The organism is Halosimplex aquaticum (genome assembly GCF_028747785.1).
In the GTDB taxonomy this organism is placed as follows: Archaea; Halobacteriota; Halobacteria; order Halobacteriales; family Haloarculaceae; genus Halosimplex; species Halosimplex aquaticum.
On sequence record NZ_CP118158.1, the window covers coordinates 648,009 to 662,501 of the forward strand.

Annotated in this window: 17 protein-coding genes; 8 read left to right on the forward strand and 9 right to left on the reverse strand. The window is 69.7% G+C overall.

Features of this window, described 5'->3' with window-relative positions; translation table 11 throughout:
- Window positions 1-41 precede the first annotated feature (41 nt).
- Window positions 42-833 (reverse strand): Sir2 family NAD-dependent protein deacetylase, encoded by a 792-nt coding sequence (locus PSC72_RS03185; RefSeq protein ID WP_274324444.1) that lies wholly within the window; start codon window positions 831-833, stop codon window positions 42-44.
- Window positions 834-1,307: 474 nt separating this feature from the next.
- On the opposite strand from PSC72_RS03185, the gene sucC reads away from it, so the two are divergent.
- The 6 genes from sucC to nucS all read left to right on the forward strand — a co-directional run bounded on the left by sucC (window position 1,308) and on the right by nucS (window position 6,026).
- Complete coding sequence (sucC, locus tag PSC72_RS03190) at window positions 1,308-2,459, forward strand: ADP-forming succinate--CoA ligase subunit beta (RefSeq protein ID WP_274324445.1); 1,152 nt, start codon at window positions 1,308-1,310, stop codon at window positions 2,457-2,459.
- Window positions 2,456-3,337 carry a succinate--CoA ligase subunit alpha gene (gene sucD / locus PSC72_RS03195; RefSeq protein WP_274324446.1) on the forward strand — a complete coding sequence of 294 codons (882 nt, stop codon included), beginning with the start codon at window positions 2,456-2,458 and terminating at the stop codon, window positions 3,335-3,337. The genes sucC and sucD overlap by 4 nt, the downstream gene beginning before the upstream one ends.
- 69 nt (window positions 3,338-3,406) lie before the next feature.
- Window positions 3,407-4,285, forward strand: a complete 879-nt coding sequence (locus PSC72_RS03200) for a DUF3891 family protein (RefSeq protein WP_274324447.1) — start codon at window positions 3,407-3,409, stop codon at window positions 4,283-4,285.
- 98 nt (window positions 4,286-4,383) lie between these two features.
- Window positions 4,384-4,569 carry a hypothetical protein gene (locus tag PSC72_RS03205; protein WP_274324448.1) on the forward strand — a complete coding sequence of 62 codons (186 nt, stop codon included), beginning with the start codon at window positions 4,384-4,386 and terminating at the stop codon, window positions 4,567-4,569.
- A gap of 63 nt (window positions 4,570-4,632) precedes the next feature.
- A complete protein-coding gene (locus PSC72_RS03210; RefSeq protein WP_274324449.1) occupies window positions 4,633-5,193 on the forward strand; it encodes a DUF6735 family protein in 561 nt (186 codons plus the stop codon).
- A gap of 71 nt (window positions 5,194-5,264) precedes the next feature.
- On the forward strand, window positions 5,265-6,026 hold the full coding sequence (gene nucS, locus PSC72_RS03215) for an endonuclease NucS (protein WP_382261137.1): 762 nt from the start codon (window positions 5,265-5,267) through the stop codon (window positions 6,024-6,026).
- A 65-nt stretch (window positions 6,027-6,091) separates the two neighbouring features.
- Here the strand turns inward: nucS and mutS are convergent, their stop codons facing one another.
- On the reverse strand, window positions 6,092-8,875 hold the full coding sequence (mutS, locus tag PSC72_RS03220) for a DNA mismatch repair protein MutS (protein ID WP_274324450.1): 2,784 nt from the start codon (window positions 8,873-8,875) through the stop codon (window positions 6,092-6,094).
- A gap of 135 nt (window positions 8,876-9,010) precedes the next feature.
- Between mutS and PSC72_RS03225 the strand changes: the two genes are divergently transcribed.
- The gene (locus tag PSC72_RS03225) at window positions 9,011-9,343 is read left to right on the forward strand and encodes a thioredoxin family protein (RefSeq protein ID WP_274324451.1); all 333 of its coding nucleotides are present in this window, start codon (window positions 9,011-9,013) and stop codon (window positions 9,341-9,343) included.
- 36 nt (window positions 9,344-9,379) lie between these two features.
- Here PSC72_RS03225 and PSC72_RS03230 read toward each other — a convergent pair whose 3' ends face one another.
- From PSC72_RS03230 to PSC72_RS03260, 7 genes are all read right to left on the reverse strand, one after another.
- The gene (locus PSC72_RS03230) at window positions 9,380-10,156 is read right to left on the reverse strand and encodes a sensor domain-containing protein (protein WP_274324452.1); all 777 of its coding nucleotides are present in this window, start codon (window positions 10,154-10,156) and stop codon (window positions 9,380-9,382) included.
- 100 nt (window positions 10,157-10,256) lie between these two features.
- On the reverse strand, window positions 10,257-10,601 hold the full coding sequence (locus PSC72_RS03235) for a DUF7521 family protein (protein WP_274324453.1): 345 nt from the start codon (window positions 10,599-10,601) through the stop codon (window positions 10,257-10,259).
- 61 nt (window positions 10,602-10,662) lie between these two features.
- Window positions 10,663-11,004, reverse strand: coding sequence for a DUF7521 family protein (locus tag PSC72_RS03240; protein ID WP_274324454.1), 342 nt, complete (start codon window positions 11,002-11,004; stop codon window positions 10,663-10,665).
- Window positions 11,001-11,360, reverse strand: coding sequence for a winged helix-turn-helix domain-containing protein (locus PSC72_RS03245; RefSeq protein WP_274324455.1), 360 nt, complete (start codon window positions 11,358-11,360; stop codon window positions 11,001-11,003). The genes PSC72_RS03240 and PSC72_RS03245 overlap by 4 nt, the downstream gene beginning before the upstream one ends.
- A 74-nt stretch (window positions 11,361-11,434) precedes the next feature.
- Window positions 11,435-11,752, reverse strand: coding sequence for a hypothetical protein (locus PSC72_RS03250; protein WP_274324456.1), 318 nt, complete (start codon window positions 11,750-11,752; stop codon window positions 11,435-11,437).
- A gap of 77 nt (window positions 11,753-11,829) precedes the next feature.
- Window positions 11,830-12,864 carry a ferredoxin--NADP reductase gene (locus PSC72_RS03255; RefSeq protein WP_274324457.1) on the reverse strand — a complete coding sequence of 345 codons (1,035 nt, stop codon included), beginning with the start codon at window positions 12,862-12,864 and terminating at the stop codon, window positions 11,830-11,832.
- A gap of 56 nt (window positions 12,865-12,920) precedes the next feature.
- Entirely contained in the window at window positions 12,921-13,556 is a 636-nt protein-coding gene (locus PSC72_RS03260; protein ID WP_274324458.1) for a DsbA family oxidoreductase, read from the reverse strand.
- Between the two features lie 148 nt (window positions 13,557-13,704).
- On the opposite strand from PSC72_RS03260, the gene PSC72_RS03265 reads away from it, so the two are divergent.
- Window positions 13,705-14,430, forward strand: coding sequence for a hypothetical protein (locus PSC72_RS03265; RefSeq protein ID WP_382261840.1), 726 nt, complete (start codon window positions 13,705-13,707; stop codon window positions 14,428-14,430).
- Window positions 14,431-14,493 lie beyond the last annotated feature (63 nt).

Sequence of the window (14,493 nt, forward strand, 5' to 3'; positions counted from 1 at the left end):
CACGTTCTCCCGCCGGGTTCGGGTGCGGCGGGCCGCCCCGTTTACGCGTCACCGGCCGTTTCGACCGCCTCGACGAGCGCCGGGAGCGCCTCCGTCACGTCCGCGCGCAGGTCGTAGTCGGCCTCGCCTGACCGGGCCGTCGATCCGAGGTTGATCACCGCCAGCGTCGCGCCGGCGTCCGCCGCGATCTCCGGGAGGATCGAGGCCGGTCGGACGGTCAGCGACGACCCGATCGCCAGGAACACGTCACAGCGACGCGCCGCGACTTGTGCCCGGTCGAACGCGTCGTCCGGGAGTCCCTCCCCGAACAGGACCACGTCGGGCTTGAGGACGCCCCCGCAGTCACAGGTCGGCGGCCGTTCCCCCTCGCGGACCCGCTCCCAGACCGGATCGGCCGACTGCGTCGCACCGCAGCGATCGCAGGCGACCCGCGCACTCGTCCCGTGGAGTTCGATCACCGATTCCGATCCCGCGGCCGCGTGCAGACCGTCGACGTTCTGCGTGACGAGCGTGTCGAGGTGGCCCCTCGATTCCAGCGTCGCGAGCGCCTCGTGGGCGACGTTCGGTTCGACGCCGTCGCCGTACATCGTCTCCCGGAGTGCGAGGCGGTCGCTCCAGAACCCGGCGGGGTCAGCGTCGAACCGACGCCGGTGGAAGTCGGCCGGGTCGTAGGTCTCCCAGACCGGATCCGGCGCGTCGTCGTCCGTCGACTCCCCCCGGAACGGCGGGATCCCGGAGGGGACGCTCACGCCGGCTCCCGTGAACGCTACCACACGCTCGGCCGCCGCTATCTCGCTCGCGAGCGCGGCCACCGTCGATCCATTCGACTCCATGAGCGGCTACACGGGCGAAGTCCGGAAAAGGACCCCGAACGAACGAGCGTGAGCGACCATCGTCGTTTCGGCGTCGTAGCGCTCCGTTTTCGTGACTGATATCGGACACCGTCGATTCACGCGACGCGTCACAGCCGATCCCGTCGCTTCGCTATCGGTCGTACAGCCCGCTGATATCCGGCGGTTCGGTCCACTGACAGCCGAATATCCATCTCACACGTCGCCCGTGACTGCGAGAAGTACGGAAAGAGAGGGGGTGATGGGTGGTAGGTGAAAGGGGGTGGGTGGTGGGTGGGTGGTGGGTGGGTGAGATGGAGATATCGGCACCAAACGGTGCCTACACTCGCGTAAAGCCGATGGGTGATTAAAAACGTTGCGCCCATATTATCTCTACTGATAATCGTCACCGGCACTCACCGGTTTCGGACCGGATGAACGGGATTTAAGCGGTCGCCGGACCGCCTTTCGAGTGACATGCGATTGCACGAATATCAGGCCAAGCAGGTCTTCTCCGACGCCGGTATCCCGACGCCGGCCTCGGAGTTGGCCGGGACCGTCGACGAGACGGTCGCCGCGGCCGAGGAGATCGGCTATCCGGTCGCCGTGAAGGCACAGGTACACGTCGGCGGGCGCGGGAAAGCCGGCGGGATCAAGCTCGTCGAAGACAAGGAAGAGGCCCGCGAGGCCGCCGAGGACATCCTCGGGATGGACCTCAAGGGCTACACCGTCGAGCGCGTCCTCGTCGAGGAGGCGGTCGACTTCGTCAACGAACTCTACGTGGGCGTCACGATGGACCGCGGCGAGGGCGAGCCCGTCGCCATGGTCTCGACCCGCGGCGGCGTCAACATCGAGGAGGTCGCCGAGGAGGACCCCGACGCCATCGCGCGCGAGCACATCGACCCCGCGTTCGGCATGCACCCCTACCAGGCCCGGAAGGTCGTCTACGACGCCGGCGTCGACCGTGCCATCGCGAACGATGTCGCCTCGATCCTGCGCACGCTCTACCAGCTCTGGGACGACCGCGACGGCTCCGACGCGGAGATCAACCCGCTGATGGTCACCGGCGACGACGAGGTCATCGCCGCCGACGCCGTCTTCAACGTCGACGAGGACGCCCTCTTCCGCCAGCCCGAACTCGCCGAGATGGAGGAGGAAGGCGAGTTCGCCGAGAGCGAACTCGAGCGGAAGGCCGACGAGTACGGCTTCGACTACGTCCGCCTGTCGGGCAACGTCGGCATCATCGGCAACGGCGCCGGGCTGGTCATGACGACGCTCGACCTCGTCGACCACTACGGCGGTTCGCCCGCCAACTTCCTCGACGTGGGCGGCGGCGCGAAGGCCGACCGCATCGCCAACGCGCTCGACATGGTGTTCTCCGACGACAACGTCGACTCGGTCGTGTTCAACATCTTCGGCGGGATCACCCGCGGCGACGAGGTCGCCAAGGGGATCAACCAGGCGCTCGAACAGTTCGACGAGATCCCCAAGCCCGTCGTCGTCCGCCTGGCCGGGACGAACTGGGAGGAAGGCATGGAGATCCTCAACGAGGACCTCGTCACGGTCGAGAAGACGCTGGAGGACGCCGTCCAGCGTGCGGTCGAGTACGCCGAGGAGGTGGAAGCATGAGTGTTCTAGTCGACGAAGACAGCCGCGTCATCGTGCAGGGTATCACCGGCGGTGAGGGCAAGTTCCACACCGAACAGATGATCGAGTACGGGACGAACGTCGTCGCCGGCGCCGTCCCCGGCAAGGGAGGCCAGGAAGTCGCTGGCGTCCCCGTCTACGATACCGTCGAGGAAGCCGCCGAGGAAGAGGACGCCGACACGTCTGTCGTCTTCGTCCCGCCGGCGTTCGCCGGCGACGCGTGCTTCGAGGCGCTAGGCGTCGACGCCCTCGACGCCCTCGACCTCGTCGTCACCATCACCGAGGGCATCCCGACCCAGGACGTCTCCCGCGTCTACCGCCGCCTGCAGGAGACCGACGCCTACCTGATCGGCCCGAATTGCCCCGGCGTCATCACGCCGGGCGAGGCCAAACTCGGCATCCTCCCGGGCAACATCTTCGAGGCCGGTCGCGTCGGCCTCGTCTCCCGCTCGGGCACCCTGACCTACCAGGTCGTCGACAGCCTCACCCAGCGCGGTATCGGCCAGTCGACCGCCATCGGTATCGGCGGCGACCCGATCATCGGCACCTCGTTCGTCGAGGCGCTCGCGCTGTTCGAGCAGGACGACAAGACCGACGCGGTCGTCATGTGCGGCGAGATCGGCGGCGAGGACGAGGAGGAGGCCGCCGAGTACATCGACGAGTACATGACCACGCCGGTGGCCGGCTTCATCGCCGGTCGCAGCGCACCGCCGGGCAAGCGGATGGGCCACGCCGGCGCCATCGTCTCCGGTTCCGGTACCGGCACCGCCCAGTCGAAGATCGACGCCCTCGAATCCGCGGGCGTCCCCGTCGGCGACACCCCCGAGGAAGTCGTCGACAACGTCGAAGACCTGCTGTAACGGCCGCTCTCACGCCGCATTTTTCGTCGCGCCGACGATTCTTTCCCGTTCACGCCCGAAGCGTCGGCCATGATCGTCGCCGAGACGGAGGGGGGCTACCAGTTCGTCACCCAGCCCGACCACGCGGCCCTGGCCGGCCAGTTCGCTGACCACTGGGGGACCGGCGATGCCGGCCCGGGCGCGACCCGATTCGACCGGCCGGAGCCGTTCGCACCGCTCGCGCTGGCCGCCTACGCCCACGACACCGGCTGGCGAGACTTCGACCGGCACCCCCGACTCGGCGACGACGGCGACCCCATCGACTTCCGGGAGATGCCGGCCGGCCCGTGGATCGACCTCTACGACGACGGTATCGACGCGGTCGTCGAGGCGGACGACTACGCGGGCCTGCTCGTCTCGATGCACGGCGCCGGGCTGCGAAAGCGACGCTACGGGCTCTCTCCGGGCTGGCCGGAGACACCCGACGAGTTCCGGGAGTTCGTCGCCCGAGAGGAGCGCCGCCAGGACCGACTCGCCGAGCGCCTCCGCGCGGACGACGCCCGTCCGCTCCTGACTGACGCCGACCGCGACCTGCTCGACTCGCTCCACGGGTCGGAGGGGGTCCCCGACGGCTACGACGGGCGCCTCTGGGCGGACTACCGGCGCCTCCAGGCGTGGGACGAGCTCTCACTGGCGTTCTGCGTCACCGCCGACCCGCCCGGCTACGACGAGATCGAGGGGGTCCCGACGACCGGTGCGCGTGACGGCGCTGCGCTCTCGATAACTCCCGTCGGCACCGACGAGTACCGCGTCGACCCGTATCCGTTCGACGAGTCGCCGCTCGACGTCTCCGTGCCACTGCGCCGCGTCGACGGGGACGCCTTCTCCGACGAGGACTCGCTCGTTCGCGCCTACTACGAGGCCGGCCGCGAGACGCGGTCGATCACGCTCACGGCCGGCGACCAGTAGACCGTCGAACCCGCCGCGGTCGGTGGCGGGAACCGAGCGGCCGTCGGCCCGTCTCGGCCGCCAAAGCGATATATCGTCGGACGACCATGGGGCGTGGTATGGAAGACCAGGCCTGGCGGTCGGTCGACGTCATCAAGAACACGCAGGGCGAGCCGCACGTGCTCCAGCAGCGAGTGACCGTCTACACCGCGGGGGTCACCGAGGAGTCGTCGGGCTACACGAAGCCCGAGGTCCAGCACCGGCTCGTCCCGCTCAAGAGCCTCGTCGAACTCGACAGCGGGTAGCGCCGGTCGACGCCCCGCCCGTCCGAGCCTTTATCAACCAGACCGGGACCAACCCGACTCGCCGTGGGAGCGCGCGCGATGGTCGCCGTGGCGCGGCCGGACGGCCGGTACGACTGCTACCACTCCCAGTGGGGTGGCGAGCACCTCGACCGGCTGGTCGCGTGGGCGTGGGACGACGGGGTGCCCCCCGACCTCGTCGACCCCGAGCCCGTTCACACGGCCGTTCCCGCCGACCGCGTCCTCGCCCGGATCGACTCGCGAGGCTACGAGGCGCTGGTCGCGGTCGCGGTCGACGGAGCGGTCGAGGCGTACCTGGTCTGTCGGCCGGGCATCGAGACCGGCCGACCGACCGGGACTGGCGCCGCGACGGCAGGGACCCGAGACGACGCGGCGGCGTCGTTTGTCCGTGACGCCGCCGTGCTCGTGCCGTGGACCGACGCGGCGGCCGCCGCGCGCATCCGACGGTTTTCGCGTACCGCGAAGGAGATACTCGGCGACGCGGTCGACGCCGGCCTCCTGTCCGCCTGGCTGGCGACTGCTTACCTCGCCGTTCGACTGACCCGCCATCCCGACGTTCGCAGCGAGATCATCTGGCTTCCGCTGGGGGGTGCGACCGTGGGGTAACCCCCGCTGTCCGCCCTCGGTGTCCGCCCCGTGTCGCGCGGTTTTTACCCGCGGACGGCCAAGGGAGAGGCGTGACTGCCGTCGAAGACGGACTCCGGCTGGAGACGCGCGAGCGCCCCGATCACGAGACCGCCCGTGACCTCGTGGCCGCGGCCATCGACGCGGGCGCGCTGGTGACCGCCGTCGGTCGCTGCACCGTCGACTACGAGGGCCGCGCGTCGAGCACGCTCGGCCCCGGCGAGCGGCTGGTGATGCTCAAGCCCGACGGCGCCGCCCTGGTCCACACCGACGAGGGCCAGCAGCCGGTCAACTGGCAACCGCCGGACTGCGAGCACGAGGCGACGCTCGACGGCGACGGCCTCCTACTGATCGAGAGCCACCGCGAGACGCCCGAGGAGCACCTCGCGGTCAGCTTCGAGTCCGTGCTCGAAGTGTCGGCCTACGGCCTGACCGACGAGCGCGACCTCTCGCTGGAGGGGACCGAGGAGGACCTGCGCCAGCGCATCCTCGACGAGCCGTACCTGATCGAAGAGGGGTTCATCCCGCTCGCGACCGAGCGCGAGACGCCCGCCGGCGCGGTCGACATCTACGGGGAAGACAGCGAGGGTCGGGCGGTGGCGGTCGAACTCAAACGCCGGCGCGTCGGACCGGACGCCGTCGGCCAATTGGGTCGCTACGTCGACGCGATGGAGCGGGACCTGCACGCGGAGACGGAGATGCGCGGGATCCTCGTCGCGCCGTCGGTGACCGACCGGGCGAGCCGGCTGCTCGCCGAGCGCGGCCTGGAGTTCGTGCCGCTGACGCCGACCGGGACCCCGGAGTCCGCGGACTGATCGGCAGAATGTGGAGGCCGGCGACGGACTCGCGACCGGCCGAGGTGCGGTCGGCGCCCCCGCCCTCACTCGTCCAGCGACTCTTTCAGTTCGGCGAGGGCGTTCATCGCTTCCAGCGGCGTCATCGTCGCCACGTCCAGGGCTTCGAGTTCCGTGGCGAGCCGCGAGTCCGCCGCCGAGTCGGCGGACCGGTCGTCGCCGTCGGCGTCGTCGGCCGTGTTACTGACCCGGACGCGCTCGGACGCGTCGTGGCCGTTCGTCTCCACTGCGGGTTCGCTGGCGGCGTCGGCGTCGCTCTCCGCCAGTAACTCCCGGGAGCGCTGGACGACGTCGGCGGGGACGCCCGCCATCTTGGCGACTTCGATGCCGTAGGAGGCGACCGCGGCGCCCGGTGCGACCTCGTGTTCGAACGCCACGTCGTCGCCCTCCCGTTCGGTCTCGAAGTGGAGGTTGAACACGCCGGACAGTTCGTCGCCGATGGCGGTCAACTCGTGGTGATGGGTGGCGAACAGCGTCGTCGCACCCACCTCGTCGTGGACGTGTTCGGTGACCGCGCGGGCGATGGCGAGGCCGTCGGCGGTGCTGGTGCCCCGCCCCACCTCGTCGAGGAGGACGAGCGAGTCCTCCGTCGCGTTCTGCAGGATGTCCGCGAGTTCGGTCATCTCGACCATGAACGTCGAGCGGCCGCCCGCGATGTCGTCGCTGGCGCCGACGCGTGTGAACACCCGGTCGACCACGGGCAGTCGCGCCGACGCGGCGGGGACGAAACTCCCCGCCTGCGCGAGGACGGCGATGAGCGCCACCTGGCGCATGTACGTCGACTTCCCGCTCATGTTCGGGCCGGTGATGACGGCGAAGAAGTCCTGGTCGTCGAAGTGCGCGTCGTTCGGGACGAACCGCTCCTCCGTTCGCTCGACGACCGGGTGACGCCCGGCCTCGACCTCGAAGCCGTCGGCGCCGACCTCCGGCCGGCTGTAGTCGAACTTCGCCGCGACGCTCGCGAACGAGACGAACACGTCGAGGCGGGCGAGGCGCTCGGCGAGGGCCTGGACGCGCTCGGACTCCTCGGCGACGTCGCGGCGGACCTCGCAGAACAGCTCGTACTCGAGGTCGTCGGCGCGGCCCTCGGCGCGGATGATCTCGTCCTCGCGCTCCTTGAGTTCGGGCGTGACGAACCGTTCGGCGTTCTTCAGGGTCTGTCGGCGGGTGTAGTCCTCGGGCACGCTGTCGAGGTTCGGGTCGGTCACCTCGATGTAGTAGCCGTGGACGGAGTTGTGACCGACCTTCAGCGAGTCGATGCCCGTGCGCTCGCGCTCGCCGGCTTCGAGGTCGTCGATCCACGCCTTCCCCTCGCGTTCGGTCTCGCGGAGCGCCCCGAGTTCGTCGTCGAACGCCGGCTTGACGACGCCGCCCTCGGTGAGTTCCGCGGCGGGGTCCTCCCGGATGGCGCGGTCGATGAGGTCGCGCACGTCCGCGAGCGAGTCGAGGTTCTCGCGCAGTTCGACGAGCGTCTTCGATTCCGCATCGGCCAGCGCCGCCTCCACGTCGGGGACGACGGCGAGCGTGTCGTGGAGCGACCGGAGGTCGCGGGCGTTCGCCCGGCCGCGGGCGACGCGGGAGACGAGCCGCTCGATGTCGTACACGTCGTCGAGCAGTTCGTGCAGGCGCTCGCGCAGCGTCACGTCGCCGGTGAGTTCGGCGACGGCGTCGTGACGGGCGGCGATGCGGTCCTCGTCGAGCAGGGGGCGGCGAAGCCAGTCGTTCAGCTTCCGGCGGCCGAGCGCGCAGGCCGTCTCGTCGAGCGCGTCGACGAGCGTCAGCCCCTGGTGACCGTGGACCGCCCGGCGGTCGAACAGCTCCAGGCTCTCCAGGGCGACCCGGTCCAGCAGCATGTACTCCCGCGGGTCGTACCGCGTGAGGTGGTTGATGTAGTCGAGCGCGGCGGTCGCGTCGCCCTCGGCGGTCGTCCCGTCCGGGTCGGCGACCGCCGCCGTCGAGTCGTCGCCGATGTCGCCCGCGTCGGGGTTGCCGCCGCGGGTATACTCGGCGTAGGCCAGCAGCGCGCCGCAGGCGCGGACCTCCGCCTCGTCGGCGAGGGCGAGGTCGCCGAAGTAGGCCTCCACGCGCTCGCGCGCGCGATCCGTCTCGAACGCCGTCCGCTCGTACGGCGAGACCATGCAGTCGCCGTCGAAGACGTCGACCGGCGCGTCGGGGCCGACGATGGCCTCCGCGGGGGCGAACCGGCCGAGTTCGTCCGCGACAGAATCGAGTCGGTCCGCGCTCGTGGCGTAGCAGTCGCCGGTCGACACGTCGAGCAGCGCCAGGCCGTAGGGACCGCTCTCGTCCGCTCTCGGGGCGGCGCTCCCGCCGGCTCGGCCGCTTTCGTCCGCCGAGGCGTCACCGTCGGACCCGCTCGCCGTCAGGCAGGCGACGTAGTTGTTGTCGGCGCTGCGGAGGAGTTCGTCCTCGGTCAGGGTTCCGGGCGTGACGACGCGCGTGACGGCGCGGTCGACGACGCCGGTCACCTCGTCGGGGTCCTGCACCTGGTCTGCGACGGCAACCCGATAGCCGGCCTCTAGCAGGCGCTCGATGTACGACTCGGCGTTGTCGATGGGGATGCCCGCCATCGCGTACTCGCCGGTCGAGTCCTCGCGCTTGGTGAGCGTGATCTCGCAGAGCCGGGCGACCCGCTCGGCCGCTTCGCAGAAGGCCTCGTAGAAGTCGCCCACCTGGAACAGCACGAGCGAGTCGTCGTACTCCCGGCAGAGCTCGAAGTACTGGGCCATCATCGGCGTCAGGTCGTCCTCCCGGTCGGCCATCTTCGCCGGCGCTCCCAGTGCCGCGTCCATGGGTGTGAGACAGCGGACCGCCCGGGTTATATCCATCGGGTCCGCTCCCGCGTCTCCTGCCCGCGGCGCGATTCCGGACTTCGGGAGCCGGCCGGCGAGCGCGCCCCTTACCAGCCTCGGGAACGTTGCTCCGGTATGGCCGCGACCCACGACCGCCCGGTCTCGCTGTCCGACCGCGCCGACCTCGAGGACCTCGTCGCGGGCCACGAGCGCGTCCTCGTCGAGTTCCACACCGAGGGCTGCGGGAAGTGCAAGGCGATGGAACCGGTCTTGAGCGGCGTCGCCCGGACCACGGACGCGGTGGTCGGGACGATGAACCCCCGCGACGACCCCGTCCTCGTCGAGGAGTACGACGTGCGCAGCGTCCCGAAGCTCCTGCTGTTCGTCGACGGAGAACTCGCCGGGACGCGCGAGGAGGGCGTCCTGAGCGTCGAGGACGTACAGGCGTTCGTCACCGGCGAGGACTGAGTCGCGAACGCTGGATCGCGATTGCTGGCCGACGCGCTACACGTCGAGCAATCGGCGGACCGTCGACCTGTCGGTGCCGCCGAGCAGCAGCGACGCGTACCAGCCGGCGACGCGCGCGGCGAGGTTACAGACGTGGAGCGAGCAGATCGCCGCCAGCACGCCGACCGCCGACACCGCCAGCGCCTCCGGGAGCGTCGTGACGTACCACGTCGTCACCCGGAAGGGGATCGTCAGGCCGATCTGCCAGGTCTGGAGCGCGAACTCGATCGAGGGTTCGACGCTCATCTCGCCCGAGACCGGGTGGACGCCGACGTTGACGTCCCGATAGTACAGCGGTACGAACACCAGCGACAGTGAGATAGAGCCCAGCGCGACGAGGAGGGTGAACGCGCCGACCCCCAGCGCCAGCTTGGTCATCAGGTAGACGAGTCCCTTCACGGTCGAGAGGCTGGTGGAGACGTACTTGAAGTGGGCGAGGGGGTCGGACAGCGGCGGTTCGTCGGCGTCGAGGGCGCCTGCGGGCACGTCGACGACGAGGACGCGGTCGGCGACGAACCGTTCGAGCGCGGTCAGCTCGCGTGTCAGGTACACCAGCACGACGATCAGCGGTAGCCCGATGAGTATCACCGAGAGCCCGAACCCGAGCGCGAAGCCGACCGTGAAGCCGACGAAGTAGATCAGGCCGAGCGGGAACAGCGCCGAGAGGTACAGCAGGTTCGCGTACGTCTGGAGGCGGAGCGGGACGCGGAAGAACCGCCAGAGGACGGCGCGCGCGCCGCCGGGGGCCCGTGGGACCGAAACCCGTTGGCTCATTGTCGGCTCCTCGCTCGCAGGTGTAGTAAAACGATGGGTGATAGTGCAGGCAAGGCGTCGGACGGCTCGGCGGACCGGCCCGGAGTCGGTGCCTGCCGCCTCACGCGCCGGTCAGCGCGTAGAGGATCGAGCCGAGACCGAGGATCTCCAGGACCGTCCAGGCGAGGACGGCCACGGCGTCGCTCGCGCCGAGCGGCCCGGCGAGCGCCGTCGTGACGACGAACGGGAGCGCGGTCACGAGGAAGATGCCGAGACCGAGGAACAGCATCGGGCGGCTGTCGTTGCGGCGGTAGCCGCGGAACGCCTGGTAGGCGACGAACAGCCCGACGACGGCCGTCAGCGCTCCCGCGAGTGTCGCCGGCGTGACGCCGACGACGGTCTGGAGCGGCCCCGTCGTCTGGGCGAGCGCCAGTCCGAGACCGATGGTCAGCGACTCGCCGCTCATCGGATCGCCTCCCGGCGGGCGGCGGTCGGCTCGGTCGCGTCGTCGGCTCGCGTGTGGTCGGTCATGGTTGTCCGTAGATGGCGTAGAGGATGCAGCCGAGGCCGAGCAGTTCGCTGACGGTCGTCGAGAGGAGGCGGAGGGACTCGGGCGTCTCCGTGAACGTCGGGAGCATGATGCGGAGCGCGATGGGGCCGCCGGTCAGGAGGACGATGCCGACGGCGAGGAACAGCATCGCGCGGTCGCGGGTTCCCCGGTACCCCTTCAGCGCCTCGTACGCGATCAGCACGGAGAGCCCGGCGGCCGTCGCGAGACCCAGGAGGGCCAGGGCGGCGACGACGGGGGACCCGCCGGTGGCCGTGACTTGCGCCGGCATCGGGGCGAGGGTGGTCGCGATCTGTGTCATGGTTCGGTCAGTCCCTCGAACAGGCGCGTGAACCGGTCGGCGGCGTCGACCTCGCGGCGCGACACGTCGATCGAGTACTCGCCGTCCTCGATCTCGACGGTGACGCGCTCGACGCGGGTCTGGTAGGTCTTGTAGTGGTGGCCGTCGGGGTCCAGTTGCTGCTGTTCGACGATGAGGTCGTGTTCCTGAAGCTGTTCGATGCGCCGGTAGATGGTCGGCGGCGACGCGTCGCACCGTTCGGCGAGCGCCGAGGCCGACAGCGGCTCCCGGCTCGACTCGACCAGGATCGCGCGGGCGTACTCGTCGTCTAGCAACGAGATCACCTCCGACTCCTCGGGATCCTGGCCCGCGCTCATCACTCGCCGGTATTCCCGGCGGGCCTATAAAAGGGTCCACACGGTTTCCGACTCGGAAACCGTGTCTCGGGAGACTACGCGAGGCCGGTGACCCAGCCGACGGCCAGCACGAGGAAGGCTCCGGTGGAGACGACGGGCAGGACGTACAGATAGGCGGGCGCCGGCTCGGTGCCGTCGTTGATCGCGTCCGGATTCCGGTACATGTGGGCGGCGACGAAGAGCGCGAATCCGCCGATCACAGCTAGCCCGGCCCCGAACGTCGTCGCGGTACCCGCGAACGCCGCCACCAAGAAGTCGCCGATGTACAGGGGTCCCATGAGACCGAGGACGTACGCGAAGACGTCGACGCGTCGGATCCGCTCGGTCGGCGCGCGGGAGAGGGCGGGCGCCATATCGAAACCTCTCGCCTCGTTCACAGAATTCTTTCGGTCGATTCGTCCGTCCGTTGCAGGCTCGCCGTCCCGGTGGCCTACCCGAACCCCTCGGCGTCGATGCGGTCGTCGGGGACGCCGACGGACTCGGCGGCGTCGACGAGGCTGTGGACCATCGCGTTCAGCCCGCAGGCGTACACCTCGGCGTTCCCCGGGTCGATGCGCGCGTCGATGCCGGAGTCGGGCGACTCGCCGAGCCACCGCTCCAGTTCGCGGCCGAGCGGCGCCGTCACGGTCGATTCGTCGACGTGTTTCACGAACGCGTGCTGCACGTAGTCGGTCTCGCCGGTCCACTTCGAGAGATAGGACTCGCGGCTCAGACACGGGACGAAGTGGAAGTTGTCTCGCTCGCTGGCGTACTCGCGGAACGCCTCGCGGTAGGGCAGGTCGTCTTCCCAGGCGGCGCCGAGGAAGACCCACACGTCCCGCTGCTCGCCCCGAAACTCGTCGATCCCCGTCTCGAAGACGTAGTCGGCCATGCCCTTGAACGGCGCGACGCCGGTCCCGGTCGCGAGGAAGACCAGGTCCCGCTTCGACGGGTCGTCCAGGACGAGTTCGCCGCGCGGACCGCGCATCGTCACCCTGTCGCCGACCGAGAGGTCCGCGCAGAGCTGCGGCGACAGGTCGCCGCCGGGGACGCGGCGGACGCAGATCTCGACCGTGTCGCGGGTGGGCGAACTCGCCAGCGAGTACGCGCGGGAGTTGCCGCAGTAGCGCAGGCCGACGTACTGGCCGGCGAGGTACTCGAAGGGCTTGTCTGGCTCGAACTCGATCCGCGTGAGCATCGGGTAGGGCCGCTCGTACCGCTCCATGAGCGCCCCGCAGCGGCGGGCGAAACCGTGATAGCCGTCTGCGCGGAGTTCGCGGACGAGCGTCTCCCAGTCGTCGTAGTCGGAGACGGTCTCGTAGCGATCGGCCAGGCCCGCCTCTTCGAACCAGTGGTCGACCGCTTCCCGGACTTCCTCGGTCCGGTCGCGGTCGAGGTCCTCGGTCGCGACGACCGTCGCCGACTCCGTCACCAGCGGTAGCTCGGCGATGCGGTCGTGTTTCGACGCGTGTTTCCTGACGGTCATTACCCTGTCGTGGGGGCCCCCGACGGTAAGTAGTGTGGGTCGGCGCCCGCCGTCGCTCAGGTCCCTTCGACGAGCCGCTCGATGTGCTCCGGCGGGACGGCGCCGCGGGCCGCGTGCTCGCCGTAGATGAACGTCGGCACGCCGGTGACGCCCTGCTGGCGGGCCGCGTCGAACCGTCGCTCGACCTCGCTGCGCCACTCCTCGTCGTCCACAGCGGCGCGGATCTCCTCGGGGTCGAGGTCGGCCTCCGCGGCCAGGTCGGCGAGCACGTCCGCGTCGCCGATGTCGCGCTCGTCCTGCCAGAGCGCCTCGAATATCGCCACGTCGAACGCGAGCCACTGCTCGTAGGGGTAGTGCTCCTTGACGTAGAGGGAGGCGACCTGCGCCGGCAGCGAGTCCACGTCTCGCGACAGGTCGAGGCTCATCTCGACGCCGTACTCCTCCTGCAGGCGCTCGACGTTCTCTTTCGCCTGTTCGTAGTAGTCCTCGTCTTTGCCGTCGTCGACGGAGTGGTCGATCGAGCCGTCGGGGTTGCGCTTGCCCGCGCGGAGGTCGAAGGGGTGCCAGTCGATCTCCAGCGGCTCCTCGCGGTCGTCCTGATACTGCGAGAGCGACTCGCGGCCCAGGTAGCAGAACGGACAGACGTAGTCGGAGTAGATCCCGATGCTCTCGGCGGTCTCGGCGTCACTCATGCGCGGCGCTAGCGACCGAACGCGGAAAAGGGGCGCGACGGACGACGGCCCCGGCGCGCCGAAACTTCCGCGAGGAGTACTTTTATCACGGGTATTCGGCATCTTGACACGTATGTCGACGACAACGATCAGGGGTACGGTCGGCGGGCTGGGGCGGCGGGCCAATCCGGCGTTCGCGGTCGCGGTGGTCCTCGTCCCGCTCGCCGCGCTCGGGTACGCGCTGACGGTCGCATCCCTCCAGGAACACACCTACGTCCACGTCATGGCGGGGGTCCTCTGGACGGGCATCGACATCTTCATGGGCGCCGTCCTCGGTCCGGTCGTGGGCGGCCTCGACGACGAGCAGAGCGCCGCTGTCTTCCAGCGCCTGACGCCCAAGACCGCCTTCCTCCTGCCCTCGCTCGCGACGGTGACGATCGCGAGCGGGCTCACGCTCGCCCAGAAGGTCGGGATGTTCTCCCACGCCGAGCCGTGGCTGGCCCTGTTCACGGCCGCGAACCTGATCCCCGTCTCGCTGTTGATCGGCCGGCGGCTGAACTGCTACGGTGACCGGCGATGGCAGGCCGCCTTCGCCGTCGTCACCGTCGGCTCGCTCGCGTGGGTCGCGCTCACGATCGGCGAGTTCCAGATGACCGAGCCTGCTGTCGTCATCGCACTGGCCATCGTCACTATCCTCTCGGTGCAGGGCTTCGGTTTCCTGATGCCCGGCGAGGTGCGGATGTACCTGGAGATGATCTCCGCCGAACCCGACCCGTCGATCATCGCCGCCATCGGAAAGCAAAACGCGATGCTCGGCGGCGTCCAGGGCTTCTTCCAGCTCCTCCTGATCCTCGACATGGTCTACCTGCGCTACGGCGGTATCCCCTGGCTCTGAGCCGCCGGGGCGGGCCCGGTTACGTGCCGATCGCTTACCTTTTTGAGGTGTCGAGTTCTGACC